The organism is Vibrio crassostreae, assembly GCF_041439375.1.
Lineage (GTDB): Bacteria > Pseudomonadota > Gammaproteobacteria > Enterobacterales > Vibrionaceae > Vibrio > Vibrio crassostreae_D.
In genome coordinates this window covers 1-26058 of record NZ_JBGONY010000066.1, presented here as the reverse complement: position 1 = coordinate 26058, position 26058 = coordinate 1, and the positions used below count along the sequence as shown (strand labels likewise).

The 26058-nt window shown below is 45.3% G+C and carries 25 protein-coding genes and 1 riboswitch; of the genes, 15 read left to right on the top strand and 10 right to left on the bottom strand.

The features are described from left to right. Nucleotides 1-304 precede the first annotated feature (304 nt). The 12 genes from ACED45_RS20440 (at nt 305) to mgtE (ending at nt 9577) form a co-directional block, all read left to right on the top strand. Nucleotides 305-1270, top strand: coding sequence for a calcium/sodium antiporter (locus ACED45_RS20440; RefSeq protein ID WP_371714891.1), 966 nt, complete (start codon nt 305-307; stop codon nt 1268-1270). A 34-nt stretch (nt 1271-1304) separates the two neighbouring features. Next, nucleotides 1305-2276: an arabinose-5-phosphate isomerase KdsD gene (gene kdsD / locus ACED45_RS20435; RefSeq protein WP_371714890.1), complete on the top strand. Its 972-nt coding sequence runs from the start codon at nt 1305-1307 to the stop codon at nt 2274-2276. Then, on the top strand, nt 2276-2833 hold the full coding sequence (gene kdsC, locus ACED45_RS20430; protein WP_371714889.1) for a 3-deoxy-manno-octulosonate-8-phosphatase KdsC: 558 nt from the start codon (nt 2276-2278) through the stop codon (nt 2831-2833). The genes kdsD and kdsC overlap by 1 nt, the downstream gene beginning before the upstream one ends. After that, nucleotides 2830-3393: an LPS export ABC transporter periplasmic protein LptC gene (gene lptC / locus ACED45_RS20425; protein WP_004735306.1), complete on the top strand. Its 564-nt coding sequence runs from the start codon at nt 2830-2832 to the stop codon at nt 3391-3393. The genes kdsC and lptC overlap by 4 nt, the downstream gene beginning before the upstream one ends. After that, nucleotides 3374-3868: a lipopolysaccharide transport periplasmic protein LptA gene (gene lptA, locus ACED45_RS20420; protein ID WP_004735305.1), complete on the top strand. Its 495-nt coding sequence runs from the start codon at nt 3374-3376 to the stop codon at nt 3866-3868. The genes lptC and lptA overlap by 20 nt, the downstream gene beginning before the upstream one ends. A 2-nt stretch (nt 3869-3870) precedes the next feature. Next, nucleotides 3871-4596, top strand: a complete 726-nt coding sequence (lptB, locus tag ACED45_RS20415; RefSeq protein WP_004735304.1) for an LPS export ABC transporter ATP-binding protein — start codon at nt 3871-3873, stop codon at nt 4594-4596. A 54-nt stretch (nt 4597-4650) separates the two neighbouring features. Further along, nucleotides 4651-6111, top strand: coding sequence for an RNA polymerase factor sigma-54 (locus ACED45_RS20410; protein ID WP_132764302.1), 1461 nt, complete (start codon nt 4651-4653; stop codon nt 6109-6111). 62 nt (nt 6112-6173) lie between these two features. After that, a complete protein-coding gene (hpf, locus tag ACED45_RS20405) occupies nt 6174-6461 on the top strand; it encodes a ribosome hibernation promoting factor (protein ID WP_009847742.1) in 288 nt (95 codons plus the stop codon). 1 nt (nt 6462) lies between these two features. Next, nucleotides 6463-6924: a PTS IIA-like nitrogen regulatory protein PtsN gene (gene ptsN / locus ACED45_RS20400; protein WP_004738707.1), complete on the top strand. Its 462-nt coding sequence runs from the start codon at nt 6463-6465 to the stop codon at nt 6922-6924. Nucleotide 6925: 1 nt separating this feature from the next. Beyond that, entirely contained in the window at nt 6926-7795 is an 870-nt protein-coding gene (rapZ, locus tag ACED45_RS20395; RefSeq protein WP_371714888.1) for an RNase adapter RapZ, read from the top strand. 2 nt (nt 7796-7797) lie between these two features. Beyond that, nucleotides 7798-8073, top strand: coding sequence for an HPr family phosphocarrier protein (locus tag ACED45_RS20390; protein WP_017066670.1), 276 nt, complete (start codon nt 7798-7800; stop codon nt 8071-8073). A gap of 148 nt (nt 8074-8221) precedes the next feature. Next, nucleotides 8222-9577, top strand: a complete 1356-nt coding sequence (gene mgtE, locus ACED45_RS20385) for a magnesium transporter (RefSeq protein WP_048605905.1) — start codon at nt 8222-8224, stop codon at nt 9575-9577. Between the two features lie 97 nt (nt 9578-9674). On the opposite strand, the gene pmbA is transcribed toward mgtE, so the two are convergent. Beyond that, the gene (gene pmbA / locus ACED45_RS20380) at nt 9675-11018 is read right to left on the bottom strand and encodes a metalloprotease PmbA (RefSeq protein WP_371714887.1); all 1344 of its coding nucleotides are present in this window, start codon (nt 11016-11018) and stop codon (nt 9675-9677) included. Between the two features lie 118 nt (nt 11019-11136). Between pmbA and yjgA the strand changes: the two genes are divergently transcribed. Further along, nucleotides 11137-11661 (top strand): ribosome biogenesis factor YjgA, encoded by a 525-nt coding sequence (yjgA, locus tag ACED45_RS20375; protein WP_017058909.1) that lies wholly within the window; start codon nt 11137-11139, stop codon nt 11659-11661. 108 nt (nt 11662-11769) lie between these two features. On the opposite strand, the gene thiQ is transcribed toward yjgA, so the two are convergent. The 5 genes from thiQ to mpl all read right to left on the bottom strand — a co-directional run bounded on the left by thiQ (nt 11770) and on the right by mpl (nt 17393). Beyond that, nucleotides 11770-12474: a thiamine ABC transporter ATP-binding protein gene (thiQ, locus tag ACED45_RS20370; protein WP_050654134.1), complete on the bottom strand. Its 705-nt coding sequence runs from the start codon at nt 12472-12474 to the stop codon at nt 11770-11772. 10 nt (nt 12475-12484) lie between these two features. Beyond that, nucleotides 12485-14080 (bottom strand): thiamine/thiamine pyrophosphate ABC transporter permease ThiP, encoded by a 1596-nt coding sequence (gene thiP, locus ACED45_RS20365; protein ID WP_061019137.1) that lies wholly within the window; start codon nt 14078-14080, stop codon nt 12485-12487. 83 nt (nt 14081-14163) lie between these two features. Further along, nucleotides 14164-15156: a thiamine ABC transporter substrate binding subunit gene (thiB, locus tag ACED45_RS20360; RefSeq protein WP_371714886.1), complete on the bottom strand. Its 993-nt coding sequence runs from the start codon at nt 15154-15156 to the stop codon at nt 14164-14166. Nucleotides 15157-15209: 53 nt separating this feature from the next. Then, nucleotides 15210-15329: riboswitch (TPP riboswitch) on the bottom strand. A gap of 43 nt (nt 15330-15372) precedes the next feature. After that, nucleotides 15373-15996, bottom strand: a complete 624-nt coding sequence (locus ACED45_RS20355; protein WP_016787846.1) for a flavin prenyltransferase UbiX — start codon at nt 15994-15996, stop codon at nt 15373-15375. 38 nt (nt 15997-16034) lie between these two features. Beyond that, nucleotides 16035-17393: a UDP-N-acetylmuramate:L-alanyl-gamma-D-glutamyl-meso-diaminopimelate ligase gene (mpl, locus tag ACED45_RS20350; RefSeq protein ID WP_371714885.1), complete on the bottom strand. Its 1359-nt coding sequence runs from the start codon at nt 17391-17393 to the stop codon at nt 16035-16037. A gap of 271 nt (nt 17394-17664) precedes the next feature. Here mpl and fbp point away from each other — a divergent pair, with 271 nt between their 5' ends. Beyond that, entirely contained in the window at nt 17665-18675 is a 1011-nt protein-coding gene (gene fbp, locus ACED45_RS20345; protein ID WP_060983522.1) for a class 1 fructose-bisphosphatase, read from the top strand. 92 nt (nt 18676-18767) lie between these two features. Here the strand turns inward: fbp and ACED45_RS20340 are convergent, their stop codons facing one another. The 4 genes from ACED45_RS20340 to tamA all read right to left on the bottom strand — a co-directional run bounded on the left by ACED45_RS20340 (nt 18768) and on the right by tamA (nt 25118). Next, complete coding sequence (locus tag ACED45_RS20340; protein WP_060983523.1) at nt 18768-19124, bottom strand: DUF2799 domain-containing protein; 357 nt, start codon at nt 19122-19124, stop codon at nt 18768-18770. A gap of 81 nt (nt 19125-19205) precedes the next feature. Beyond that, entirely contained in the window at nt 19206-19562 is a 357-nt protein-coding gene (locus ACED45_RS20335; protein ID WP_060983524.1) for a gamma-glutamylcyclotransferase family protein, read from the bottom strand. A gap of 88 nt (nt 19563-19650) precedes the next feature. After that, nucleotides 19651-23409: an autotransporter assembly complex protein TamB gene (gene tamB, locus ACED45_RS20330; RefSeq protein WP_371714884.1), complete on the bottom strand. Its 3759-nt coding sequence runs from the start codon at nt 23407-23409 to the stop codon at nt 19651-19653. Next, nucleotides 23406-25118 carry an autotransporter assembly complex protein TamA gene (tamA, locus tag ACED45_RS20325; protein WP_146489827.1) on the bottom strand — a complete coding sequence of 571 codons (1713 nt, stop codon included), beginning with the start codon at nt 25116-25118 and terminating at the stop codon, nt 23406-23408. The genes tamB and tamA overlap by 4 nt, the downstream gene beginning before the upstream one ends. Nucleotides 25119-25313: 195 nt before the next feature. Between tamA and msrA the strand changes: the two genes are divergently transcribed. Beyond that, complete coding sequence (gene msrA / locus ACED45_RS20320; RefSeq protein WP_146489828.1) at nt 25314-25943, top strand: peptide-methionine (S)-S-oxide reductase MsrA; 630 nt, start codon at nt 25314-25316, stop codon at nt 25941-25943. Nucleotides 25944-26058 lie beyond the last annotated feature (115 nt).

Here is a 26058-nt window from a genome sequence, read left to right as displayed (position 1 = left end):
TCATTAGTGATTGTACTCACTTAACTCAGTGTCCAAAACTGCTGGTGCGGATCACTTGCTTTAAAAAACGCCAATTATGGCTGCAATAATAATGAGTCTACTTTAGAATTAAAAGCACTGTTCAATTAATTCATATTAAACAGGAATCTATGCAGGGATTTGAAAGCATTAGAAAATTATCTATTGAGCTCTCTTTCTTGCCAGCTAACTGGTAATTAATTTGCCGAGTGACTTCCCTTTTATCTAGCAACAGGTCAAAATTAGCGGTTAATTCTCCGTTTTTATTAATTTTTTAGGAATCATCATGCTTGAAGCGATTGCGTTTCTTATTATCGGTCTAGGTTTTTTGGTGTGGAGTGCAGATAAGCTGGTTTACGGTGCCGCTGCTCTTGCTCGCAACTTCGGTATCTCACCACTAGTTATCGGTATGACGATCTTAGCAATGGGGTCTTCGGCTCCTGAAATGATGGTTTCTGCGACAGCAGCCCTTGATGGCAAAACAGATACAGCTGTAGGCAACGTACTGGGCTCTAACATCGCCAACATCGCGCTGATTTTAGGTATTACAGCCCTTATCAAGCCGTTATCGATTAGCTCAGGCGTGATTCGTCGTGAACTACCATTAATGATCGGTGTCACTCTACTAGCGGGCGCCCTATTGTGGGATAACCATTTAGGCTTCTATGAAGGCGTGTTGTTATTTGTTCTTTTTGCCGCGTTTTTGTTTGCTATGTTGCAAATCAGCCGCAGCGAGAAAAAGAACGGCGATGCTTTCCTTGATGAACAAGAATCAGAAATCCCAGAGGGTGTAAGCAACCCTAAAGCCGCAATGTGGGTCGTGATTGGCTTGATCATCCTGCCTTTGGCTGCTGATATGCTGGTAGATAATGCGGTAATCATCGCGAAATATTTTGGCATGAGTGATCTTGTCATTGGTCTAACTATCATTGCCGTAGGTACTAGTCTGCCTGAGCTTGCCGCATCACTTGCTGGTATTATGAAGGGTGAAGATGATATGGCCGTGGGTAATATCATTGGCTCAAACGTATTCAACATCCTTGCTGTTATGGGTATCCCGGGCATCCTAAACCCTTCGATCTTGAGCGAGTTCGCTATGGGTCGTGACTTCTGGGTAATGCTAGGCGTATCGCTACTGCTTGTTGTTATGGCACTAGGAAAATCTCGTAGCGTGAATCGTATTGAAGGCGGCGTGTTAATTATCACGTTTGTGGCCTACCAAAGTTACCTACTAATGAACATGTCGGCTTAATTGTTGATTTAACTTCCCGTACTTGGAGTATTTGATGTCTCAGCCATTTGATTACCGCAGCGTTGCAAAACAAGTTTTGGAAACCGAAGTTGCAGGTCTCACTCAATTAGACCAATATTTTAATGATGATTTTTGTAAAGCTTGCGACCTAATCCTGAACAACAAAGGCAAAGTCGTTGTGATGGGCATGGGTAAATCAGGCCACATTGGCAACAAAATCGCAGCCACATTGGCAAGTACCGGGACATCGGCTTTCTTTGTACACCCAGGTGAAGCGGCGCATGGCGACTTAGGCATGATCGAACCTGGCGATATTGTGATCGCAATATCCAACTCAGGCGAATCGGGAGAAATCCTCAGCCTATTCCCGGTATTAAAGCGCCTGAACATCAAGATCATCAGCATGACAGGTAAGCCAGCATCAAACATGGCGACCTTGTCTGATATCCATTTACAAATTTCAGTACCGGAAGAAGCGTGTCCACTGGGCTTAGCGCCAACAACCAGTACCACGGCGACTTTGGTTATGGGTGATGCATTAGCCGTTGCACTTTTGCAGGCTCGCGGCTTTACCGCTCAAGACTTTGCATTGTCTCATCCAGGTGGCGCTTTAGGTCGTCAACTGCTGTTAAAACTAGACGACATCATGCACACAGGTGATGCACTCCCTGTTGTTGCACCAGAAGCGCTAGTACGAGATGCTCTATTAGAGATATCTCAAAAAGGCTTGGGCATGACTGCCATCGTTGGTGAAGATGGCCAAATGGCCGGTATTTTTACCGATGGTGATTTGCGCCGAATCCTAGACAAGCGCGTTGATATCCATAACACACAGATCGGCGACGTGATGACACTTAACCCGACGGTAGCAGAACCAAACATGCTCGCAGTAGAGGGATTAAACCTGATGCAAGCTAAAAGCATCAATGGTCTGATGTTATGCCATGAAGGTAAGCTCGTTGGAGCCTTAAACATGCATGACTTACTGAAAGCAGGAGTAATGTAATGACACAGACAGTCGAAACCTTATACGGCACAGTAGATACTGATGTATTCGCAGTAGCAAAAGAGATCAAACTGCTAATTTGCGATGTCGATGGTGTTTTCTCTGATGGTCGCATCTACATGGGCAACAACGGTGAAGAGCTGAAGACCTTTCACACTCGTGACGGTTACGGCATTAAATCACTGATGAACGCAGGCATTGAAATCGCGATCATCACTGGTCGTAAATCTCAAATTGTTGAGAATCGAATGAATGCTCTAGGCATCAAGCTGATTTATCAAGGCCAAGAAGATAAAGTTAAGGCATACCAGGATATTTGCGATAAGCTTTCTGTAAATCCTGAAAACACAGGTTACATCGGCGACGATCTGATCGACTGGCCTGTGATGGAAAAAGTTGGCTTGAAGGTCTGTGTAGCAGATGGTCACCCGCTACTTGCAAAGCGAGCAAACTACGTGACAACCATTAACGGTGGTCATGGTGCGGTACGTGAAGTTTGCGACCTTATTTTACAAGCAAGAAATGAACTCGACGTGCATAAAGGTTTAAGCATATGAGTTTTACTCGTATTATCTATTTAATACTAATATTTATTGCCTCTTGGTCGACCTATTACCTGTACGACAAAGAGCAAACATCAACGATACAAGTAGCTCCAAATTTGGAGCTGCCCGCGTTTAGTGGCAAAAGCCTAAACAACATTAGCTATGACGAAAGCGGTATTCGTAGCTATCAGGTTGAATCGACGTATTTAGAACATTACTCAGTGGTTGGCGATACGCACTTTCAAAATCCGGTTCTTTCGGTATTCCGAGAAGGACACACGATTGAATGGCAAGTCACCGCTGATCGCGCGATTATGGATGAGAATCAAGTTGTCACTTTTTATGACAACGTCGTGGCAAAGAACCTATTGCCAGAAGCCAGCTTCGATACAATGACTACAGATAAAATGGTTGTTGAGCTGCCTAGCCGAGATTTTTATTCAGAGACTCCGGTCCATATGATCGGTACATTTTTTGAAACTGAGGGACAAGCAATGAAAGGTAACTTCGGTACCAACAATGCAACCCTCTTTAATTCTGTTCAAGGTAGATATGAAACTCTTACACCTTAGTTTATTCGCTTTGACCCTTGCGGCACCAAATGTCTATGCCCTTTCTTCGGATAGCGAGCAACCTGTCTACATTGACTCAGACAGCCAGCAATTGGATATGAAAAGTAATCAAGTAACCTTTCTTGGTGATGTAAACCTTAAACAAGGCAGCATCAATATCAATGCCGATAAGGTTATTGTTACCCGCAACGCCGTAAACGGCGAGATTGAAGAAATTCAAGGCTTCGGTAAGCCAGCAACCTTCTCTCAGCTTACTGACGATGGTAAGACACTCTACGGTGAAGCTGACGACCTGCATTACCAGCTTGTTGCCGACAAACTGATCATGACCAAGAATGCGATGCTATCTCAAGATGGCAGTATCATTCGCGGCTCTAAGATCACTTACCAGATCGGTTCTCAGAAATTAGTCGCTGACAGTGGTGAAAACAAACGAGTGTCAACGGTTTTACAACCAACGGAAGTGAATAAGTAACGATGGCTGTTCTTAAAGCAAAAAACCTAGCGAAAACCTACAGCAAGCGCAAAGTTGTTACCGATGTAAGCTTGCAGGTAGAGTCAGGCCAGATCGTTGGTCTGCTTGGGCCTAACGGTGCAGGTAAAACCACATCGTTTTATATGATTGTTGGTCTGGTTGCGCGTGATGAGGGCACCATCAGCATTGATGACCGAGACATCAGTATCTTGCCAATGCACAGTCGCTCTCGTCTTGGTATCGGTTATCTGCCACAAGAAGCATCGATTTTCCGTAAGTTGTCAGTTGAGAACAACATCATGGCAGTATTACAAACCCGTGATGAGATGACCAATGAACAGCGTCAAGATAAGTTGGAAGACCTGCTTGAAGAATTCCACATCCAACATATCCGCACCAGTAATGGTATGGCTCTGTCGGGTGGTGAGCGTCGTCGTGTTGAGATTGCTCGCGCACTAGCAGCAAACCCGCAGTTCATTCTGCTGGATGAACCGTTCGCTGGTGTTGACCCGATCTCGGTTATCGATATCAAAAAAATCATTGTTCACCTACGCGATCGTGGCTTGGGCGTTTTGATTACCGACCACAACGTTCGTGAAACACTAGACGTATGTGAAAAAGCTTACATCGTAAGCCAAGGACACCTAATCGCTGAAGGTACTCCTGAAGATGTTCTCAATAACGAACAAGTTAAACAAGTTTATCTAGGCGAACAATTCCGTCTATGATTATATAGAGAGTATCGAGAGTTCTAAGAATAATAACTAGGTAAGTCACACTGAATGAAACCCTCATTACAACTTAAGCTAGGCCAACAGTTAGCAATGACTCCTCAATTGCAGCAAGCGATTCGTTTGTTGCAATTGTCTACTTTAGATTTGCAACAAGAGATTCAAGAAGCACTTGAATCTAACCCACTACTCGATGTCGAAGAAGGCAATGAAGACACGCCAACATCGGAAGAAAAACCTAGCAGTGACGAAAAAGAAACCGTTGAAGCCACAGAGCAAGACTTACCTGATAGCTCAGACTTAATCGAAAAATCAGAGATTGGCAACGAACTCGAAATCGACACAACTTGGGAAGACGTCTACAGCGCAAACACCGGTAATACAGGTATTGCAGTTGATGACGACATGCCTGTTTACCAAGGTGAAACCACTCAAAGCCTGCACGATTACCTACTTTGGCAACTCGATCTAACCCCCTTCACAGATACTGACCGAAGCATTGCTTTCGCGCTAATTGACGCCATCGACGACTATGGCTACCTCACTGTGTCTTGTGAAGACATCCTTGAAAACTTCGATAACGAAGAGATCGAGCTTGATGAAATTGAAGCCGTACGTAAACGAATTCAACAGTTTGACCCGCTAGGTGTCGGTTCAGTCAATCTGCAAGATTGCTTATTACTGCAACTGGCAACCTTCCCTCAAGATACGCCTTGGCTCAACGAAGCTAAGTTAGTACTTACTAGCCATATTGACCAACTTGGTAACCGTGATTACAAATTGGTTATCAAAGAAACCAAGTTGAAAGAAGCAGAACTACGTGAAGTTTTGCAGCTTATTCAACAGCTGGACCCTCGCCCTGGCAGTAAGATTACTCCGGATGAAACTGAGTATGTGGTCCCGGATGTATCTGTCTTCAAAGACCTTGGTAAATGGTTAGTGACCATTAACCCTGATAGCGTGCCTAAACTGAAAGTAAATCAGCAGTACGCTGATCTGGGTAGTAAAGGCAACAGCGCCGACAATCAATACATCCGCTCAAATTTGCAAGAAGCAAAGTGGCTAATTAAAAGCCTAGAGAGTCGAAATGAGACGCTACTCAAAGTTGCGCGATGCATTGTTGAACATCAACGTGATTTCTTCGAACATGGCGAAGAAGCGATGAAGCCAATGGTTCTGAATGATGTTGCGTTAGCTGTTGATATGCACGAATCCACGATCTCTCGTGTGACGACTCAAAAATTCATGCACACACCACGTGGAATCTTCGAACTCAAATACTTTTTCTCAAGCCATGTCAGCACTGACAATGGCGGTGAATGTTCATCTACAGCAATTCGCGCACTCATTAAGAAGCTTGTCGCAGCGGAAAACACCGCGAAGCCTCTAAGTGATAGTAAGATTGCTGCTTTACTGGCTGACCAAGGAATTCAGGTAGCTAGACGTACCATAGCGAAATACCGTGAGTCTCTGGGCATTGCCCCATCGAGTCAGCGTAAACGCCTGCTATAAGCTCATTTAGTCGCTATTTACTCAGCTGCTATAATCAGGCAACCAACTGAAAAGGAAAGTCTATGCAAATCAATATTCAAGGCCATCACGTTGATCTTACCGATTCAATGCAAGACTATGTTCACACCAAATTCGACAAACTTGAACGCTTCTTTGATCATATCAATAGCGTACAGGTTGTTTTAAAAGTTGAGAAAATCAATCAAATCGCAGAAGCTACCCTGCATATAAATCAGGGGGAAATCCATGCGACAGCAACAGATGAAAGCATGTATGCCGCGATTGATTCGTTGGTTGATAAACTCGTCCGCCAACTCAACAAGCACAAAGAAAAGCTAAGTAGTCACTAACATGCAATTAAGCGAAGTACTTTCATTGGACTGCACCAAAAGTGCAGTCCAATGCACAAGCAAAAAAAGAGCCCTTGAGCTCATCAGTCAGATCGCAGCAGAAAGCTGTGGTCAAGATTCAACAGAACTGTTTGAGTGCATGTTGAGCCGTGAAAAAATGGGCAGTACAGGCATTGGTAATGGCATTGCTATTCCCCACGCTCGTATGAATGTCAGTGATAAAGCGATTGCTGTATTACTGCAATGCCAAGATCCCATCGAATTTGATGCGATTGATAATCGTCCTGTCGACCTACTATTTGCCCTGCTTGTTCCAAGTGAACAATGTAAGGAGCACCTAAAAACCCTTTCTTGTATGGCAGAGCGACTAAACGATAAGCAGACTCTGAAACAGTTGCGTAATGCTCAAAGCGATCAAGAGCTTTACGACATCATGATTCAAGTGCCAACTTGCGAGCAATAACATGCGGTTAATCGTTGTGAGTGGCCAATCTGGGGCCGGTAAAAGTGTTGCGCTACGAGTCCTTGAAGACTTGGGGTATTACTGCGTCGATAACCTGCCAGTAAACCTGCTCAACGACTTTGTCGAATCGGTACGTGAGATCAATCAAAACGTCGCGGTTAGCATTGATATTCGTAACCTACCGAAAGAGCCTCAATTAGTTACAGAGATGCTAGAACAGCTAGAGTCTGCCACTAATATTGATGTGAACGTCTTGTTCCTAGATGCAAGCAAGCAGACGTTACTCAAGCGCTACAGCGAAACACGTAGAATTCACCCTTTATCGATCGGCCAAGAAAAGCTCTCTCTTGAGCAAGCGATTGATTTAGAGAAGACACTCCTAACACCTCTCTCAGAGCAAGCATGCATTGTGATTGACAGTAGCGACTGCAACCTCTACGAATTGAGTGAAAAGGTTCGTTTTAAAGTTGAAGGCAAAGAGAAGCAAGAGCTGATCATCGTCTTTCAATCTTTCGGTTTTAAGTATGGCCTACCAAGTGATGCCGACTACGTGTTTGATGTTCGCTTTTTGCCGAACCCCCACTGGGAACCCGCACTACGACCACTAACTGGGCTAGATGCACCAATTCACTCTTTTCTTGAAAAACACGCAGAAGTTATTGAACTCAAGCAACAGATCCAAGGCTTTGTTGAACAGTGGTTACCAATGTTAGAGAAGAACAATCGCAGTTACCTAACGGTCGCGATTGGCTGTACTGGCGGTAAACACCGCTCGGTTTATCTAACTCAGAAAATTGGTGAGTACTTCGAGCAACTTGGCCATCAAGTCCAAATCAGACACGCCTCCCTAGAGAAGCACCAACAGGGCTAACCATGGAATTAACTCGAACTGTACTGATCCAAAATCGCTTGGGTCTTCACGCTAGAGCAGCTGTAAAGCTGGTTGAGCTTGCACAGAGCTTTGATGCAACCATCACTATCCATAGCGAAGAAGACAAAACAGCGACAGCAGACAGCGTAATGGGGCTACTTATGCTGGAATCAGCGCAAGGGCAACATATTACTATTCAAGCTGCAGGCACCGACTCACAGCAAGCACTGGATGCCGTCTGTCATCTCATTGAAGACAAGTTTGATGAGGGTGAGTAGCGAAACCGCTTCACTCACAACGCCTAAGACTCAAACAACGAACCAACCAATATTAAATCTTAGTTCTATCTAAGTTTATGATTTAAATAAGCCCCAGAATTAAGTTACTATTCCAACCATTGTTAGAATAATGAGATAGGAGGAAAATATGGCAGAGCAATTAGAATTCGACCAAGCTCACCAAACCCTCCAAGAAGTCAGCGAAGCCCTAGAAAACGGCCGATTTGTTCACGTACGCCGACAACTTCAGGACATGGAACCTGAGGATATTGCACACCTTTTAGAAGCCTCCCCTCGCAAAAGTCGTGACGTACTCTGGCAACTCACCGATCCTGAAGACTACGGTGAAATTCTTGATGAACTAAACGAAGACGTCAAAGATGCTCTTGTGTCGAAAATGGCACCGGAGACCTTAGCAGAAGCAACAGAAGGTATGGAAACCGATGACGTCGCGTACGTACTTCGAAGCCTACCCGACGATGTTTCTCGCGAAGTCCTTTCTCAAATGGACTCCGTCGATCGTGCATTAGTTGAAACTGCCCTGTCGTACCCTGAGGATTCAGCGGGTGCGATCATGAATACCGACGTAATCACGATTCGTGGTGATGTCGATGTTGACGTTGTTTTGCGTTATATGCGTATGCGTGGCGAACTGCCCGATGCAACTGACGCTCTGTATGTTATTGATGAAGAAGAACGTCTTATCGGTAACCTATCGCTTACCACACTGGTAACGACTCAGCCTGATGTGGCAGTTTCCGAAGTGATGGAGGATGCCGACGAAGCGATCGCGGTTGAAACCAGCGCTTCCGATATTGCGAGCCTGTTCGAACGTCGTAATTGGGTTTCAGCGCCAGTAGTCGATAGCAATCAACACCTTGTTGGTCGTATCACCATCGATGACGTGGTTGATGTTATCCGTGAAGATGCCGAGCACTCAATGATGAGTATGGCGGGTATGGACGATGACGAAGATACCTTCGCACCAGTCGTAAAATCCGCTCGTCGTCGTAGTGTGTGGCTTGGTGCTAACGTACTCGCGGCACTTGCTGCAGCATCGGTATCGAATATGTTTGAAGCAACGCTCGACCAAATGGCAGCGATTGCAGTACTGATGACCATTGTACCTTCGATGGGTGGTGTTGCGGGTAACCAAACCGTTGCTCTGGTGATTCGTGGTTTGGCACTCGGTCATATCGGTGACAGTAACAAACGCGAACTACTACTCAAAGAAGCAGCCATCGGCTTCCTCAACGGCGTTCTATGGGCCGTTATCATTGGTGGTATCGTTGTAGCTTGGAAAGGTAACTGGATACTGGGAGGCATCATCTCAGCAGCGATGATGACCAACTTGATTGTCGCGGGTATTGCCGGTGTAACCATCCCTGTGATGCTGAAAAAGATGAATATCGACCCGGCATTGGCAGGTGGTATGGCACTCACAACAGTTACTGATGTTATTGGCCTATCGGTGTTCTTAGGCTTAGCGACCATACTGATCTAGTTAGCAGAAGCAGCTAGCCAATTTTAGGCTAAATACAGAAAACAAAAAGGGAGCCATCGGCTCCCTTTTTTAATTCATCAGATTAGCTTTAATTGAATTACTCGCCCGCGACTTTCATCGACTCAAGCAAGATAGAACCCGTTTGAATCTGTGAACGCGTTTCAACATCGTTACCGACTGCAACGATCTGATTAAACATATCTTTTAGGTTACCCGCAATCGTCACTTCCGATACTGGGTATTGGATCTCTCCGTTCTCAACCCAGAAACCTGCAGCGCCACGAGAGTAATCGCCTGTTACTGTGTTTACGCCTTGCCCCATCACTTCAGTGACTAAGAAGCCAGTACCCAACTCTTTTAGCATCTGCTCAAAGTTTTGACCGGTCGATTTAACGAACCAGTTATGAATACCACCAGCATGACCGGTTGGCGTCATATCCATTTTACGTGCGGCATAGCTCGTTAGTAGGTAAGTTGCTAGCACACCGTCAGTGATGATTTCACGATCTTGAGTGAACACACCTTCGCTATCGAATGGGCTTGAAGCCAAACCACGCAGGATATGTGGTCGCTCAGAAATGTTAAACCAGTCAGGTAGGATTTTCTGACCTAAGTGATCCAATAAGAATGACGACTTGCGGTAAAGGTTACCGCCACTGATCGCCATCACAAGGTGACCAATCAAGCCAGTCGCAACATCGTTAGCGAACATAATTGGGTATTGGCCTGTTGGTAGCTTTTTCGCATCCAAACGGCTAATGGTCTTTTCTGCAGCTTCTTGACCTACACGCTCAGGCGTCCACAGTTCGTCACGGTGACGTGCAACGGTATAGCTGTAGTCTCGCTCCATTTCACCGTTAGCGCCTTGTCCAATCACACAGCAGCTCGTGCTATGGCGACTTGAAGCGTAGCTTGCTAGTAAGCCATGGCTGTTACCATAAACCTTAACGCCGTAGTGACTGTCGTAGCTTGCGCCATCACTCTGTTTGATCTTGTCGCTATAAGCTAACGCTTGCTTCTCAGCAGCAATCGCAATCTCAGCGGCATAGTCAGGGTTTGGTTCATCAGGGTGAAAAAGATCCAAGTCTGGAATTTCTTTTACCATGTATTCTTTTGCTGCAGGACCTGCAAATGGGTCTTCAGACGTGTACTGAGCGATATCAAGCGCAGCCGCGACTGTTTGAGCAATGGCCTTTTCACTCAGATCAGATGTAGATGCGCTGCCTTTTTTCTGGCCGCGATAAACAGTAATACCTAGCGCACCATCACTATTAAATTCAACGTTTTCCACTTTACACATACGTGTTGAAACACTTAAACCCGTTGACTTAGTAATAGCGACTTCAGCTGCGTCTGCACTCACTGATGCCATATCCAACGCTTTAGCTACTGCGGCTTCTAGCTCAACTCTTTGCTGGGCGACTTGCTGTTTTACATCCATATCTATTCTAATTTTTTAGGTCAATATTACGTAGGATAACAAGAATTTCGCTTTCTCCCCAAGATTCTTGCTAAAATAGGCAATATATTCGTTTGAGATAGTGACATAGGCAGAAAAGATGGCTCGCAAAAACCAAAAAGCCCCATGGGAACCAGAAGAAGAAATCATCTGGGTAAGTAAGACAGAAATGAAAACGGACATGGATGCCCTGCAAAAGCTGGGAGAAGAGCTTGTTGGTCTAAAGCCTTCTGTATTAGACAAATTTCCGCTGTCTGAAGATTTGGCACAAGCGATTAAAGATGCACAACGCTTTAAAAATGAAGCGAAGCGTCGTCAACTTCAATACATTGGTAAAGTAATGCGCAATGTCGATCCTGAGCCAATTCAAGCGGCTTTGGATAAAGTACGTAACAAACACTCACAAGCAACAGCTGAGCTACATAAGCTTGAGCAACTGCGTGATCGTGTTGTTGCTGAAGGTGATGCGGCTATTTCAGAAGTCATGGAAATGTACCCTGAAGCAGACCGTCAACGTCTTCGTCAGCTAGCTCGCCAAGCTAACAAAGAGAAATCAGCGAACAAGCCTGCAAAGTCTTCTCGTGAGATCTTCCAAATCTTAAAAGAGCTAAAGCTAGAAGACTAATCGTTATCTCGCTTTACTCATAGAGTGAATAAAAGACCTAGCGCATGCTAGGTCTTTTTGTTTTTGACGCGCTCAATATCAGAGATCTTAAACAGGAGTGATGAGTCGTCACTCACCCGCTTTAACAAATGAGCTTAACTCTGGCTGTGGATGATCCGCCGTCAGTGCCTCTATCGAGTCTTCAACCAACACCTTACCTAGCGCCACAAAAACAAACTTATTCGCGATACTGCGTGCGTCACCTAAATGGTGAGTCACCATCAAAACCGTAATATTTCGCTCTGCCGCTAATCGCTTCACTAAGCTAAGCATCTCTTCCCGCAGCAAAGGATCCAGCGCAGAGAAAGGCTCATCCAACAGCCAAATATCATGAGGCTGAACAAAACAACGCGCCAACGCCACACGCTGACGCTGACCGCCTGATAAGTGCTCAGGTAACCTATCCAAATACTCAGCGACGCCTACTTGAGCAGCAGCTTGCTCCACCGCTTGCTTTTGGGTTGCGGTAAGCTTCAAACCAGGATGCAGACCTAAGCCAATATTTTCTCGCACCGTAAGGTGAGCAAACAGGTTGTGCTCTTGAAACAACATCGCCAACGGGCGTTGGTGTGCCTCTTTACCAATAAGCGATTGCCCTGCCACTGAGATCTCACCCGATGTAGGCTCGATGAACCCAGCAACTAGCGCCAACAGTGTAGATTTACCAGCGCCACTCGGCCCCATAAGCGCAACAATATCGCCCTGCTCAGCTTGAAAATCAAAGCTAAATAACTCTCTGTGATAGTGGTAGTCCACATCTTTCATCACTAACATCATCGGTTCCTCAACTCTTTAGCTTTGAGCTTCGAGTAAATAAAAATTCAATCAAGCTAAAACTGCCGACACTCAGTAACAGCAAGCTCACTGACACCACAGCAGCCGCTTCCATTTGATAGCTGCCTAATAACTGGAATAGGTACAAAGGCAGAGTTCTAAAGTCTTGGCTACCAAATAAGGCAATCGCACTTAAGTCGCCCATCGCCAACATAAAGCTGATTGAGAAGGCTTGCGCCATAGGTTTACGCAGTGCTCGCCACTCCACCAGCCTAAAGCGAGTGAATCCTGTCATTCCTAAGCTGGCACACACATACTGATACTGCTGAGAAAGGTGCAGCATAGGCTGAGCCAAGGTTTTAATTACGTAAGGCAGCGCCATTAAGCTGTTGACTGCAATCACGATAAAGAAAGCTAAACTGAAAACATCGGTGAATGAACGCAGTAATAAGAAGATACCCGTACTGATCACTAGCCCCGGAGTCACTAAGATAATAGTGCCAATCAATTCAATTTTGTCGGCTCTAAAATTCTTATTCTGTAAGCGCCATGCTCGGCTAGTCAGCAGTATGGCGATACCAATACCAACCGCGATTACACTTGCTAATGACGCGACTTTAACCGAGGTCATTAATGCCGCCCAAAACGGCTCACTGCTAAGTACTGTCAGTGCTTGCGAGTTAATACCACTGACGATAACCATAGCTAATGGCGGCAATACCAGCATTGAGACTATGATGATCCAGAAGCTGTCCCAAGCTTTTGACCACCAGCTGTCCTTAACCAAATATTTATCTTCCGCCAACTGACTGGCCGTCACAGAAATAGGTTTCGATAGACGTTGAATGCTGACCGCTAGCACACCACACAGCAGCATTTGCCATATCGCGAGTAAGGCACCTGCCTGCAGGTCAAAGTCGAATTTAATGGCCTGATAAATAGCGAGCTCGATAGTGGTTGATTTAGGTCCACCGCCTAGTGCCATCACGGTAGCAAAGCTGGTAAAGCACAGCATAAAGACTAAGCCACACACATGAGGCAATTGCTGTCTTAAACGTGGCCATTCAACCCATCTGAATTTGTTCCAATGACTCATACCCAAGTGAGCACAAAGCTTGTGTTGCTCGGCAGGCACGGTATCTAAGGCTTGTAAAAGTAAGCGACTGGCATAGGGCAAGTTAAAGAAAACGTGCGCCAGCAAAATGCCATTCAATCCATAGATAGAGAATGGCAATTCAATGTCGAAGTTCGCCAAAAACTTAGCTAACCAACCACTATTACCATAGATAGCAAGTAAGCCAAATACACCGACTAACACGGGCAGGACTAAGGTCGACGCGAACAGCCTTAACAACAAAGCTCGTCCAAAAAATTGTCTGCGACATAGCGCATGAGCAATAGGTATAGCAAAGCCAACACTCAGCGTTGTTGAGAGTGTCGCTTGATAAAAGCTGAATTTCGTTACATGCCAATAGTAGGGATCGGACCATACTTGGCTGATATCAAGAGAAGGGGCATTGCTAAGCAATGCCCCAACTGCTGAAACCACGAAGGCGGTAATGAGTATCGCAACCCAAATCCCAACCTTAGGTGTTTTCTTTATCATAAATTGATTTTTTACCGTAAACAGTTCACTCAAAGTATATCGAACGAACTTTTAAATACAGAAAGCCTATTTTTTAAAGTAAGTTAGAAAGTAAGTGCACTCTGCCATTCACGAATCCATGGCTTACGCTTAGCGGCAATTTCTTCAGGCGTGAAGCTTAGCGCTTTCTGAGGAACCGTAAGTTGCTCGAACCCTTTTGGAAGCTCAATATCGGTCACTGGGTACATCCAGTTGCCTGTTGGCATCGCCGATTGGAATTCATCACTTAGGATAAACGCCATAAAATCATCAGCAAGTTTCTCGTTCTTGCTGCCTTTAACTTTAGCGGCCACTTCAACTTGAGTGTAATGCCCTTCTTCGAAGCTTGCTGCTGCGTACTTAGAATCGCTCTCAGCAATAATGTGGTAAGCCGGAGAGGTTGTGTAAGACAACACTAAATCCGACTCACCTTCTAGGAACATAGAATAAGCTTCAGACCAACCTTTGGTTACAGTCACAGTTTTCTGAGCAAGCTTCTTCCATGCTGCTGTCGCTTCATCACCGTATACCGACTTCATCCAAAGCATCATGCCTTGGCCTGGTGTTGATGTACGTGGGTCTTGGTAGATAACCTTGAGATCATCTCGCAGCTCAACCAGCTCTTTCAAGCTCTTCGGCGGGTTTGCCAATTTCTCTTTGTTGTAAACAAAAGCAAAGTAGCCAAAGTCATAGGGAACAAAAGTGCTATCGTTCCAACCATTAGGAAGCGTTACTGATGAAGTATCAACATTATGCTCAGCCAATAAGCCCGTCGCTTTCGCTTCAGCCATAAGGTTGTTGTCGAGACCTAGCAAGATATCGGCTTTGCTGTTGCCCCCTTCAAGACGTAAACGGTTCAGGATAGAAACGCCATCTTCTAGCGCGACAAAATTCACATCACAGCCACACTTTTCTTCAAATGCTTTTTCAACGGCAGGACGAGGGCCCCAATCCGCAGCAAAAGAATCATAGGTATATACAGTTAGAGTATTGTCTGCAGCTACGGCAGAAAAAGAGATCGCTGTAGTAACAGCAAGGGTAGTTAATGTGAATTTCACTGGACGCTCTCCATGGTCTGAGCGGCACAGGTTTGAGGGAGGAGAACGGTAGAGGTTGTTCCTAACTCAATTCCTACGCCAGCATTATCTGGTTCAGGTTTACGGGTCCCAAGCATCTGCTTGATCTCAGCTCGCATTCATTATTTGAATGGTTCGCTCCCCGATGAGTGTTCAGAATTGTAATTTGATTTTTAACAATAAGCTATCAAGTTTGGATCAATTACGTTGATCGTAGCCCCAACGTGGCACTAAACCTTGTTCGATACCAAGATGATCAAGAATACGCGCCACCATAAAGTCGACCAGATCTTCAATTGACTTAGGTTGATGATAAAAACCCGGAGCCGCAGGCATGATCGTCACGCCCATGGTCGAAAGCTTGTGCATGTTCTCTAGATGAAGCGTCGAAAATGGCGTCTCGCGAACCACCAACAACAGTTGACCTCGCTCTTTCATGACCACGTCTGCTGCTCGCTCAATCAGGTTATCCGACAAGCCATGTGCAATCGAAGCCAAGCTTCCCGCTGAACATGGACAAACGACCATCTGCTTCGGCGCTGCTGAACCAGAGGCAACCGGCGAGAACCAGTCGTCTTTGCCACACACCACCAGCTTTTCAGGGTCGCAGCCAAGGTGTTTAACTAAAGCTTGTTTCGCCGCATCCGGTCCAGCAGGTAACTTAAGCTCATGCTCGGTCGCCAATACCACTCGCGCTGCCGATGAAATCAGCAAATAGACCTGATAATCGGCCGCCAAAAGGCATTCAAGTAAACGCAGGCCATAAGGCGCACCGGATGCGCCAGTGAAAGCAAGAGTTATCGCTTTATCGTGTTTTGTCATGTTCTCAATTACTTCAAATTATAAGGTCGTGGATGCCGTTAGCCTTTGAGTGCCAATCCATCCAACAGTTTTTGGTGAATACCACCAAAGCCACCATTACTCATTACCAAGATTTGGTCGCCCGCTTGTGCCTCTGAGACAATTTTAGCAACGAATGCATCCATGTCATCACTCACGTGTGCAGGTTGGTGACAAGCGTCTGCAACATCTTGAACCGACCAATCAATGTTATCCGGTTGGAATAAGTAGGTAGAATCCGCCTGCTTCAACGAATCAGCCAGGGTTTCTTTGTGCACACCACGTTTCATGGTGGCAGAACGAGGCTCTAAAACGGCAATGATCTTCTTAGTGTCGACCTTATTACGTAACCCGCCTAGCGTAAGTTCAATCGCCGTTGGGTGATGAGCAAAATCGTCATAAACAGAAACACCTGCCACCTCGCCTTTAAACTCCAAGCGGCGCTTAGTGTTAATGAAAGTAGCTAGTGATTCACAAGCGAGGTCTGGAGTCACACCTACGTGTCGTGCAGCAGCTATCGCCATCAAAGCATTATTTACGTTGTGGTCGCCCACTAAATCCCAATCTACCGTTCCAACACATTCGCCTTGGAAGTAGACCTCAAATTGAGAACCATCTTTGACGAGCTTCTTGGCATCCCAGTCGCCTTGCTCGCCACTCGATTCAGTTTCACTCCAGCAACCGCGAGCTAGAACATCTTGAATAGCAGCGTCTTGCTTAGGTGAGAAAATACGGCCATTGCTAGGCACTGTACGCACCAAATGATGGAATTGACGCTTAATCGCTTCAAGATCGTCAAAGATGTCCGCATGATCGAACTCTAGGTTATTCATCACCAAGGTTCTTGGGTGGTAATGAACGAACTTAGATCGTTTATCGAAAAAAGCACTGTCGTATTCGTCGGCTTCTACCACAAAGAACATGCTTTCACCAAGGCGAGCAGAGATACCAAAGTTACCCAACACACCGCCAACTAAGAAGCCCGGAGCATAACCACAGTCTTCCAAGATCCAAGCCAGCATGCTTGATGTCGTGGTTTTACCATGAGTACCGGACACCGCCAGAACCCAACGGTCATGCAGCAAGAACTCTTGCAACCACTGTGGACCAGAGGTGTATCGAAGGTTGTTATCCAAGACATACTCTACGCATGGGTTACCGCGGCTCATCGCATTACCTATAACCACGAGATCCGGCCTTGGTTCTAGCTGGCTAGGGTCGAAACCTTCAATAATTTCGATCCCTTGAGATTCCAACAAAGTACTCATTGGAGGATAAACATTCGCGTCACTACCGGTAACCTTGTGACCTAGTTGACGAGCCAATACCGCAGCACCACCCATGAAGGTGCCACAAATTCCTAAGATATGAATATGCATAAATTGCTTCCAAACGCTGGGCTAAATAAACGGTGCCTAATTAAAACGGCTTGCACTCATTATCATTAAATGGCGGTTAAAAGCGAGCGGCAATGCAAAACAAATTTAGTCGACATAGTAAGTGAGATCTGTGTCGCTTAGTTCATTACCATTAAAAAGATCTAGCCTTTAGAATTTAGGTAAGCGTCTAGATGAATAAAGCCCATATAAGAGGCCAATTCTATAGTGCTCAAATCCCCCCCTAATATTCAGAGAAGTTTAAGGAAATAACATGTCTGAGATGCGCACCCTTGGTGAGTTCATTGTTGCAAAACAAAATGACTTCCCCCATGCAAGCGGTGATCTATCATCCCTTTTGTCATCAATTCGTCTTGCTGCAAAAATTGTTAACCGCGAAATTAACAAGGCAGGTCTTGTCGATATTACTGGCGCTGTTGGTACAGACAACGTTCAAGGTGAAGAGCAACAAAAGCTAGACCTGTATGCTAACGACAAATTTAAAGCCGCACTTGAAGCTCGAGATCAAGTTTGTGGTGTCGCGAGTGAAGAAGAAGACGAAGCCGTTGCCTTCAATAAAGAGCTCAACAAAAACGCAAAATACGTTGTACTGATGGATCCACTTGATGGTTCTTCAAACATCGATGTGAATGTATCGGTTGGTACAATTTTCTCAATCTACCGCCGAGTATCACCGATTGGTACTCCACCAACACAAGAAGATTTCCTACAACCAGGGCATAAGCAAGTAGCTGCTGGTTACGTGATTTACGGCTCTTCAACCATGCTGGTATACACAACTGGTGCTGGCGTAAATGGCTTCACCTACGACCCATCACTGGGTACCTTCTGCCTGTCTCATGAAAATATGATGATCCCTGACGAAGGTAAGATTTACTCAATCAACGAAGGTAACTACATTCGTTTCCCTACAGGTGTTAAGAAGTACATCAAATACTGTCAGGAAAGCGAACCAAGTGATAATCGTCCTTACACTTCCCGCTACATTGGTTCTCTTGTATCTGATTTTCACCGTAACCTACTTAAAGGCGGCATCTACCTTTACCCAAGTACAGAAAGCCATCCTCAAGGTAAGCTGCGTCTATTGTATGAGTGCAACCCAATAGCCTTCATCATGGAGCAAGCCGGTGGTATCGCCTCCGATGGTGCCCAACGCATCATGGATATCAAACCAACAGAGCTACACCAACGTGTACCTTTCTTTGTCGGTTCGAAGAGCATGGTAAAAAAAGTAGAAGAGTTTCTTGAGCTTAACCCAGACTAAGCCATTCGTTTATTTATTAAATTAACGTCATTAAAAAAGCCAGCATCTAAATGCTGGCTTTTTATTGGTCACCGCGTTAACTTTTTACTGGATTATCGAATATCAAATTTCGATTCAGCACCTCGTTCATAGTTGAAGCGGAACCATTTATCAATATCATCGCAAATTCCAAGGTAAGTCTCGCCGCGACGTCCTAGCGCACGTGGATTTTGGGAACAATACTGAGTTTTACCAATTTCATACCCTTGGCCATAAGCGGCATACAAGTCTGCATCAATTGATGGTGAAGACGCAGCTTCAGCCAAACTTGCTTCTGTTTGCTTAGTTTTACCTTTCAGTGCCATTTCTTCACCAAAGCTCTGCCAATCGGTCGTGTTCATTGACGTTGGTGGCGGAGTTTGTGCACAACCAAATAACATTACTGATAGCACCAATAATAGATATTTCATAATTTCCTCCTGATGGAAAAGATTAGCCTGTAGATTGAGACTTTTAGCTATTACGTCAGAAAGCTTTCATTAGTTCATTCACTACAGCGGGTTGTTCCGCTTACACCAGTCACCCGAAAGTATTTCTTTTTTAGCGGTTAGATCAAGCTGATACAAATATACCCATGCTAATCCAAATATAGTCTCTATTTGCTCACGACGATACTCAACCGGAACACCTTCTAGCCGATCAAGCGACGCCAAAACTTCGTCGTTAACTAAATAGACCTCACCAACAACACTTTTCTTTCCAAAAATCATCGCCGGATACTCGCCTAAGTCAAAAAGAGCATATTCATCGGGTGTATCAAACCGCCCCAAGAAATCACAGCCTTTCAAATAGTGGTGATTGGACTGACTTTGCCTTAAGGTCCCATAGACAAAAACAAGGTTTTGCATCCCCCCTCCACAAACCATTCATATTTACACTTCAATGAATGGCTAAAACATTAACCACTCGAACTTAAACGGCTCTATTCAAATTGCTTTACTCAAACTCAAATTGATAGAGAAGATCCACAGCACTGTCTAAACCTGATACAGCTTCTACATAGAGATCCTGCATCAATCGATAACGAACGGTAAACTCACCTAACGAGTTAAAGATCCCCACGCCATACTTCACCTGTAAGCCAGGGAGAATGTAGCCACTTACCGTTACTTGTGAGTCATCCCCGGAACCAGCAGTATCCAGTTGTAAGTCCTGCACACCAAATGCCTCACCGATTTCACCGACAACCTTACCGCTCTTCGCCAAGCTCAAGCCAATTAGGGTAGTCGTCATCGAACCATTCGATTCACCATCGATATCTTGACCACGTAGAATATAAGAAAGCGCGTTAGCTTGCGGCATCGCAGGGTCAGAATAAATTTCGATAGTCGGCTCTGTTGCAGGGCCTGTCACACGAATACCGGCAGTTACATCGTCTTGAGTATTATCAGGGTTACGTATCGCATTAATCGCTACGTATGGCTGATCCGGTGGGCCGTTCATTAGGATCTTGCCCTCTTCGATCAACAGGTCTTGCCCGAATGATTGGTAAGTACCATCGACGATATTCACTTCACCCGTGATGAATGGGCCTTGGTCTTTTTGAGCTACATTGAGCTTACCAACCAAGTCGCCTTCAAGACCGAAGGCAGACAATTTAAAGTCATCACCAATGGAGATATTAATATTGGTCATCACATTGAATGGGATCGTATCTTCACTTTCAGGCTCAAGATCTTTGTTCAATATCACCTGATCGGAAGACACACCAACCGCTAACGGTGGTAAGTCTTCTACCACAATTCGTCCCCATGGTAGTGCTATGTCACCCGTAATTTTTGCCAGCTCGGGCGTGACATCAATGGTCATATCAGGTACGACCTTAACCTTGACCATCGGCGGGATATCAACCATCAACTCATCGGCAAAAACTCTAACGTTAGAGTGCCATGCTTTAAGATCTTGCCAATCTCCGGTTCCCTCAATATCAAGATGACCGTCAGGCGTTTCTACATTCGCATCCAGTTTTGCACTATAACCATCAAAGTCGAGAGCGATACGGCCATCTTTCACATCAACAGGCGTCACATCGCCTTTGACTTGAATACCATCAACCGAGAACTGACCAAAAACTTGAGGGTGCATCAAAGAGCCTTTAACTTGAAGATCACTCTCAAGGTCGGCTTTCAATAGGCTGTACTCACCTAGGATTGGTTGCAAGAAATCGAGGTGGAACGTGGTCAGCTTAATTGCAGCATCGACCATTTTGTCTTCGACAAGAATATCCGGTAGCGACACCGTTCCAGACAGATCACCATTGTCGGAAACATCCAAATTAAAATCGGCATCCAGTTTGTTGTCTTTTAGCTGGGCATTCAATGCAACACTTTCCCAACCCAGTGTGATTGGCTCGCCAACTTGTTGAACAACCTGACCTTTCGGCATATCAACGCTTACCGTAACCTCAGGCTCACCTTGTTCAGACCACTTGGCATGAGCTTTAACATTCACTAAACCTTGCAGTTGCGTCTCTTTAGGAACAAAGGCTTTGATCTGCTCGAAGTCGAACTGGTTGATTGCAATCTTGGCCTCACCTGATTTTCCGGCGCGGATATCCTCATCCAGACACACACTCGAACTAGATTGTTTCCAACAGTGAGCTTGAACGTCGGCAAACTGCTTATCGACATCCACCTTTATCGCGACAGGCTGGTCTAATACCCAAGGCCCCTGCTGAGTGGTGATTTTGACTCTGTCTAACGAGCCATCCCAAATAAGAGAAGGCTTCTGAATCAATTCTCCAGAGATAGCCAAGCTAGTCGACACGATGTCGGATATCACATCAAGTGTCACTGTGTGTTTCTTTTCGCCACCACTCACCGTAAGATCAATGCTTTCCACGCTTTGATCTTGATAGGTTAGGTTCTTAGCTTTTAATACAAGATCGGCTTGAGCTTCAGGCAATGGTAGGGGAACCACCGAACCATTAAGCGATAGGGATTCTAGTGTTGCTTCGTTATTCCAATCGACCTTATCAACATTAAGTGCAAGATCGACTTCAGGCTCTTTCGTGGGGCCGCTAAGTTGGATGTTACCAATCACTTGTCCTTTCAAGTCTGGAACACTTTTCACCAGCTCAGGGAAGTAAATATCAACGCCCATATCCCATTGCTTATCAAGCTGTCCCTGTGCCTTAATCGAGTTAACACCATGAGCCAAGCTCAAGCCGCTGGTTTGCAGTTTAGGCTCACCACTTGCACTACGATCCGACGCTGACAACTGACCTTCGATGTCCAACGGGTAATCACGCAAGATACCCTCGATATCAAGCTTAGGTAGCTCAATCGCCCAACCGCCCGCTTCCGTCAACTCACCCGAGGTGACTATGCTTCCGCTAATGTTACCCTCGGCTTCTGGCCACTGTAGGCCCGGTTGAATATCTTTGAGTGTCACGTCAGCTTGCCAGTTAACGAGACTCTTCCAGTTCGCTTTAACGACACCGTTAAGTTCACCGCCTAGCGTGTTCAGCTTTAGACGCTCGAGCTCAATCTGCTCAGTGGTACCTTTACCCTGTAGGTCGATGGCTAACGCAGGAATATCCTTACCATTAGCTTCGCCTTTGAGCTGCACATTAAAACCATCTAATGAGCCATTGGCTTTGAATTTATCAATTGCAGCTTGGTAATCGCTTTTTCCGGTAAGAGGCCATTGCGCTTTACCTCCCTCTAAAAGAAGGTCAAATGGTAGAGTTGGCTCTAGGGGTTGAATATCCCCAGACAGTTTTGCCTCAATCGATTCAGAAAACTGAGAATCTAGATGCAGTTTAGCCACGCTGCCTTGCGCCTTCAGCGACAGTTTCTGGCCAGCAAGGTCGGTTTCTTTCACCAAAGCATCTAAAGAAAGATCTAATGGGTAACCACCTTTAAGCTCAACCTTAGCCGCAAGATTAGCGCTTGCTTGTGGCATATCGAGGTCTAGAGTGGAAACATCTACCGTATGTTTACCTGCTCGAGCTTCTAGCCCAAGGTGGTTCACTACAATTGGGGTTTCTTGTTCTAAGGTGAAACGGTTGAGGTCAAAACGCTCCAGTACAACCTGTAAAGGAATCCAGACTTCAGGCAGCTCGATCGCTGTTTTAACGGTTGATTCTGGCTCTACCTTTTCGGTTTGCGGTTCTTTTGTCGACTCAGCAAGCTTAACTTTGAGGTCATTGAACAAGGTTGGCGATACCGTCAGCTTTTCACCCTGCATACTCAGAGCTGTGGAGAACAAGCTCCATTCAATTTCATGCCCCAAGATATTCAGTTTGATATCAGACAAAGCAATACGGTTGATCACTATTGGTAGTGGTGTTTTCACCGATGTTACGGGCGGTGTAGGCTCTGCTTCTTCTGTAGAAGCTGGCGGTAATTCAGTAAATGCGAAGTTCAACCCTTGAATAGCTAAACGATCGACACACAGCTTAGGATCGAGCAGACAGCGTGGATTAATAGCCAAGTTCAGCTTTTGAACCTTAGTATCGATATGAAGGCTATCATCTTTGAACTGGACATTATTAAGCGTAAAGCTTGGAAAAAGAGCGCCTTTAGTACTTTCCACTTTAAGTTGTGGCAATGCTTTTTCAGCGCCCCACAGCACGGTGTTCAACCCCGGATTGGTGAACAAAACAAAACCGAGCAAGGCTATCAACAATAGCAAAATAGACGTCAATGAAATCGAAGTCCATTTTATGCACTTACCCACAACGTTAATCATAATTCAGGCCCTAAACTAAAGTGCAGTTGGAACTCATCGCCTTTCTTCGCATCTAGGCCCCAAGCAAAGTCTAAACTCACAGGACCTACAGGAGAGGCCCAACGCACCCCGACACCGGTGCCGTGCTTCCACTCTGGCTTATCATTGAATGCATCACCAATATCGTAGAATGCAGCACCCCACCAGTTTCCAACTAAGCGGTATTGGTATTCAAACGAGCTGGTTGCCATGTATTTTGCGCCGGTTAGTGCGCCACTTTCATCTCGAGGAGAGATAGACTCATAGCCATAACCACGAATGCTATTATCACCACCAGCAAAGAATCTTAGAGAGGGAGACAGCTTTTCAAACTCGTCGGCAAAGTTACCGCCGAATTGAAGGCGAGTTAAACCGCGGTGATTATTACCAATGCTGCGAATCCATGCTGTTTGCCCTTGAAAACGCACCACCTTAGTTTCCGATAATAAGGTGTCATCAGCAGCCTCAACCATAATGGTTTGTTTATCGCCCCACATCGGCATCGACCCACCACGCGTTCGAGTTCGCGAGAAAGAGATACCCGGCAACACGAATTGCGCTAAGTCATCTTGCAAACCTTGTTCATAGTTTTCGACCAAGTATCGAATAAATACAGTACGTTGCCAGCCATTATCCAGACGCCAATATCTTTCTAAGGCTAAGTTTGACTCCAAACTTTTGGTATCTCGATTATCCAAATTCTTCATACCGTACTTAATTTGATAGTAGTCATTAAGCACGTCATCCAATGGGATTTTATAAGTCGCGGTAATCGTCTGCTCGGGCTTGGAGATCGACAGGCTACTATTAAAGCTATGACCTTTCTCGTTAACCCAAGGTTTCTTCCATTTTAGGGTGCCTTTTACACCAAGGTCTGTTGATACACCGATACCTGTTTCGATTTGGTTACGCGCTTGCGGAGCAAGGCTGACCTTCATCGGAATTTCACGGCCTTCGCCCAATTGGCTTAAATCAGGTTCAACAAAAACAGAAGAAAACCAATCCGTATTGGACAGGTTTTGGTTGTACTCACCGACTTTGGTTATCGAGTAAGGTTCGCCATCCTCAAATGGTTTGAGTGACTGCACCTTATCTTCTTCAATCTGGCTACCAGTAACCTGAGTGGTACCAAAGTGGTAGCGTATACCACTGTTATAATGAAGACGAACATAAGCTCGGTTTAATTCAGGGGCGACTTCTAGCTTACTGAGAGCATATGCCCCATCGAAATAGCCTTTCGCTAAACCAAGGTTGCGTATCGACGATTTCAAAGAGTCATAATTACCATGATTCAAAATCGAACCTTTGGACAACTTACTCTTGGCAATCAAGGCTAAAAAGTCTGGATCATCTTTGGCTTCACCAGTCAGAACGATATCGGAAGTATAGATAACAACAGGCTCTCCCGCCTCAACCGTAACGGTCAACTCGGTATCATCTTCGGAGTGAGTAAACGTGATAATAGGTTGGTAGTAGCCTAACGCATTCAGGGCTTCTTTTATCATAGATTCCAAGCGAGACTGGAACCTTAATGAAACCGAATACTCTTCTTCAGGGATCGCACTAAGATAAGCATCAACATTATCCTCAAGCGCTCCATCCAGCCCTTTAATTTCAAGGGAAACATCAGCGAAAGCGAGCGTCGATGACAGTAGAGTGCCAATCAGAACTGGTAAAGTTTTTCTTATCATGTTTAATGGGTGAAGAAGTTATCAATACGTTAATAAGTGAAAAGAAATAATACCGCTAAAAAAGCATTGAGTCTGTAATAAATCCTGGAATAACACGGTCTAATTTAAAGACTTATTCAATCTTGACCAACCGTTAATATGAACCCACAGTAAATAAAAGCCAGCGCGGTAAACGTATGCGAAAAGGAATATAACATGCTAAACAAACAACAACTGGTTTCTGCAGCAACCGCACTACCGGGAAATGCTGACCCAATTCGAATCACTGAGCGCCATTTCGTTAACCAAACCGACCTGCTCGATACGCCTACGGGCTCTCAACAAGAAGTCCTGTTTGGTATGGGATGCTTCTGGGGAGCTGAGCGTTTGTTTTGGCAATTGGATGGCGTTATTTCAACATCCGTTGGTTACGCTGGCGGATACACAGCTAACCCCACTTATGAACAAGTATGTACTGGGCAAACCGGCCATACCGAAGTCGTTCGTGTCATATTTGATAGTGAACAAACCTCTCTAGCTCGAATACTTGAAACCTTTTGGGAGCGTCATGACCCAACTCAAGGAATGCGCCAAGGCAACGATTTAGGGACTCAATACCGTTCCGCGATTTACACCTTCAGTGAAGAACAACAATCTATCGCTGAGCACTCTAAACGTGAATATCAACGAGCAATGACTGAATCTTTAGGCAACGAGATCACGACGGAAGTTCTGCCTGCTGGAAAATATTTTTTCGCAGAAACCTACCACCAGCAATACCTAGCTAAAAATCCAAATGGGTATTGCGGGTTGGGTGGCACAGGTGTCTGCTTCCCTCCACAATAAAGTACAGCTCGACATACCAGCGAGAACGACACGCATTAAAAAAGGGCTTCCATTAGGAAGTAATGCCGTTCGGATAAGCATTATTGCTTGAACCTGAACGGATATTTGGCTGGGA

What these genes read in the sequence shown, in the direction of transcription:
- tamB (WP_371714884.1), bottom strand. Translation starts at nt 23,409, where the DNA reads ATGATTAACGTTGTGGGTAAGTGCATAAAATGGACTTCGATTTCATTG.
- hpf (WP_009847742.1), top strand. Translation starts at nt 6,174, where the DNA reads ATGCAAATCAATATTCAAGGCCATCACGTTGATCTTACCGATTCAATG.
- mpl (WP_371714885.1), bottom strand. Translation starts at nt 17,393, where the DNA reads ATGCATATTCATATCTTAGGAATTTGTGGCACCTTCATGGGTGGTGCT.
- tamA (WP_146489827.1), bottom strand. Translation starts at nt 25,118, where the DNA reads ATGATAAGAAAAACTTTACCAGTTCTGATTGGCACTCTACTGTCATCG.
- ACED45_RS20335 (WP_060983524.1), bottom strand. Translation starts at nt 19,562, where the DNA reads ATGCAAAACCTTGTTTTTGTCTATGGGACCTTAAGGCAAAGTCAGTCC.
- thiQ (WP_050654134.1), bottom strand. Translation starts at nt 12,474, where the DNA reads ATGTTAGTGATGAAAGATGTGGACTACCACTATCACAGAGAGTTATTT.
- kdsD (WP_371714890.1), top strand. Translation starts at nt 1,305, where the DNA reads ATGTCTCAGCCATTTGATTACCGCAGCGTTGCAAAACAAGTTTTGGAA.
- lptA (WP_004735305.1), top strand. Translation starts at nt 3,374, where the DNA reads ATGAAACTCTTACACCTTAGTTTATTCGCTTTGACCCTTGCGGCACCA.
- ACED45_RS20390 (WP_017066670.1), top strand. Translation starts at nt 7,798, where the DNA reads ATGGAATTAACTCGAACTGTACTGATCCAAAATCGCTTGGGTCTTCAC.
- fbp (WP_060983522.1), top strand. Translation starts at nt 17,665, where the DNA reads ATGTCTGAGATGCGCACCCTTGGTGAGTTCATTGTTGCAAAACAAAAT.
- thiP (WP_061019137.1), bottom strand. Translation starts at nt 14,080, where the DNA reads ATGATAAAGAAAACACCTAAGGTTGGGATTTGGGTTGCGATACTCATT.
- mgtE (WP_048605905.1), top strand. Translation starts at nt 8,222, where the DNA reads ATGGCAGAGCAATTAGAATTCGACCAAGCTCACCAAACCCTCCAAGAA.
- rapZ (WP_371714888.1), top strand. Translation starts at nt 6,926, where the DNA reads ATGCGGTTAATCGTTGTGAGTGGCCAATCTGGGGCCGGTAAAAGTGTT.
- ACED45_RS20440 (WP_371714891.1), top strand. Translation starts at nt 305, where the DNA reads ATGCTTGAAGCGATTGCGTTTCTTATTATCGGTCTAGGTTTTTTGGTG.
- ptsN (WP_004738707.1), top strand. Translation starts at nt 6,463, where the DNA reads ATGCAATTAAGCGAAGTACTTTCATTGGACTGCACCAAAAGTGCAGTC.
- ACED45_RS20410 (WP_132764302.1), top strand. Translation starts at nt 4,651, where the DNA reads ATGAAACCCTCATTACAACTTAAGCTAGGCCAACAGTTAGCAATGACT.
- lptB (WP_004735304.1), top strand. Translation starts at nt 3,871, where the DNA reads ATGGCTGTTCTTAAAGCAAAAAACCTAGCGAAAACCTACAGCAAGCGC.
- yjgA (WP_017058909.1), top strand. Translation starts at nt 11,137, where the DNA reads ATGGCTCGCAAAAACCAAAAAGCCCCATGGGAACCAGAAGAAGAAATC.
- lptC (WP_004735306.1), top strand. Translation starts at nt 2,830, where the DNA reads ATGAGTTTTACTCGTATTATCTATTTAATACTAATATTTATTGCCTCT.
- msrA (WP_146489828.1), top strand. Translation starts at nt 25,314, where the DNA reads ATGCTAAACAAACAACAACTGGTTTCTGCAGCAACCGCACTACCGGGA.
- kdsC (WP_371714889.1), top strand. Translation starts at nt 2,276, where the DNA reads ATGACACAGACAGTCGAAACCTTATACGGCACAGTAGATACTGATGTA.
- ACED45_RS20340 (WP_060983523.1), bottom strand. Translation starts at nt 19,124, where the DNA reads ATGAAATATCTATTATTGGTGCTATCAGTAATGTTATTTGGTTGTGCA.
- ACED45_RS20355 (WP_016787846.1), bottom strand. Translation starts at nt 15,996, where the DNA reads ATGACAAAACACGATAAAGCGATAACTCTTGCTTTCACTGGCGCATCC.
- pmbA (WP_371714887.1), bottom strand. Translation starts at nt 11,018, where the DNA reads ATGGATGTAAAACAGCAAGTCGCCCAGCAAAGAGTTGAGCTAGAAGCC.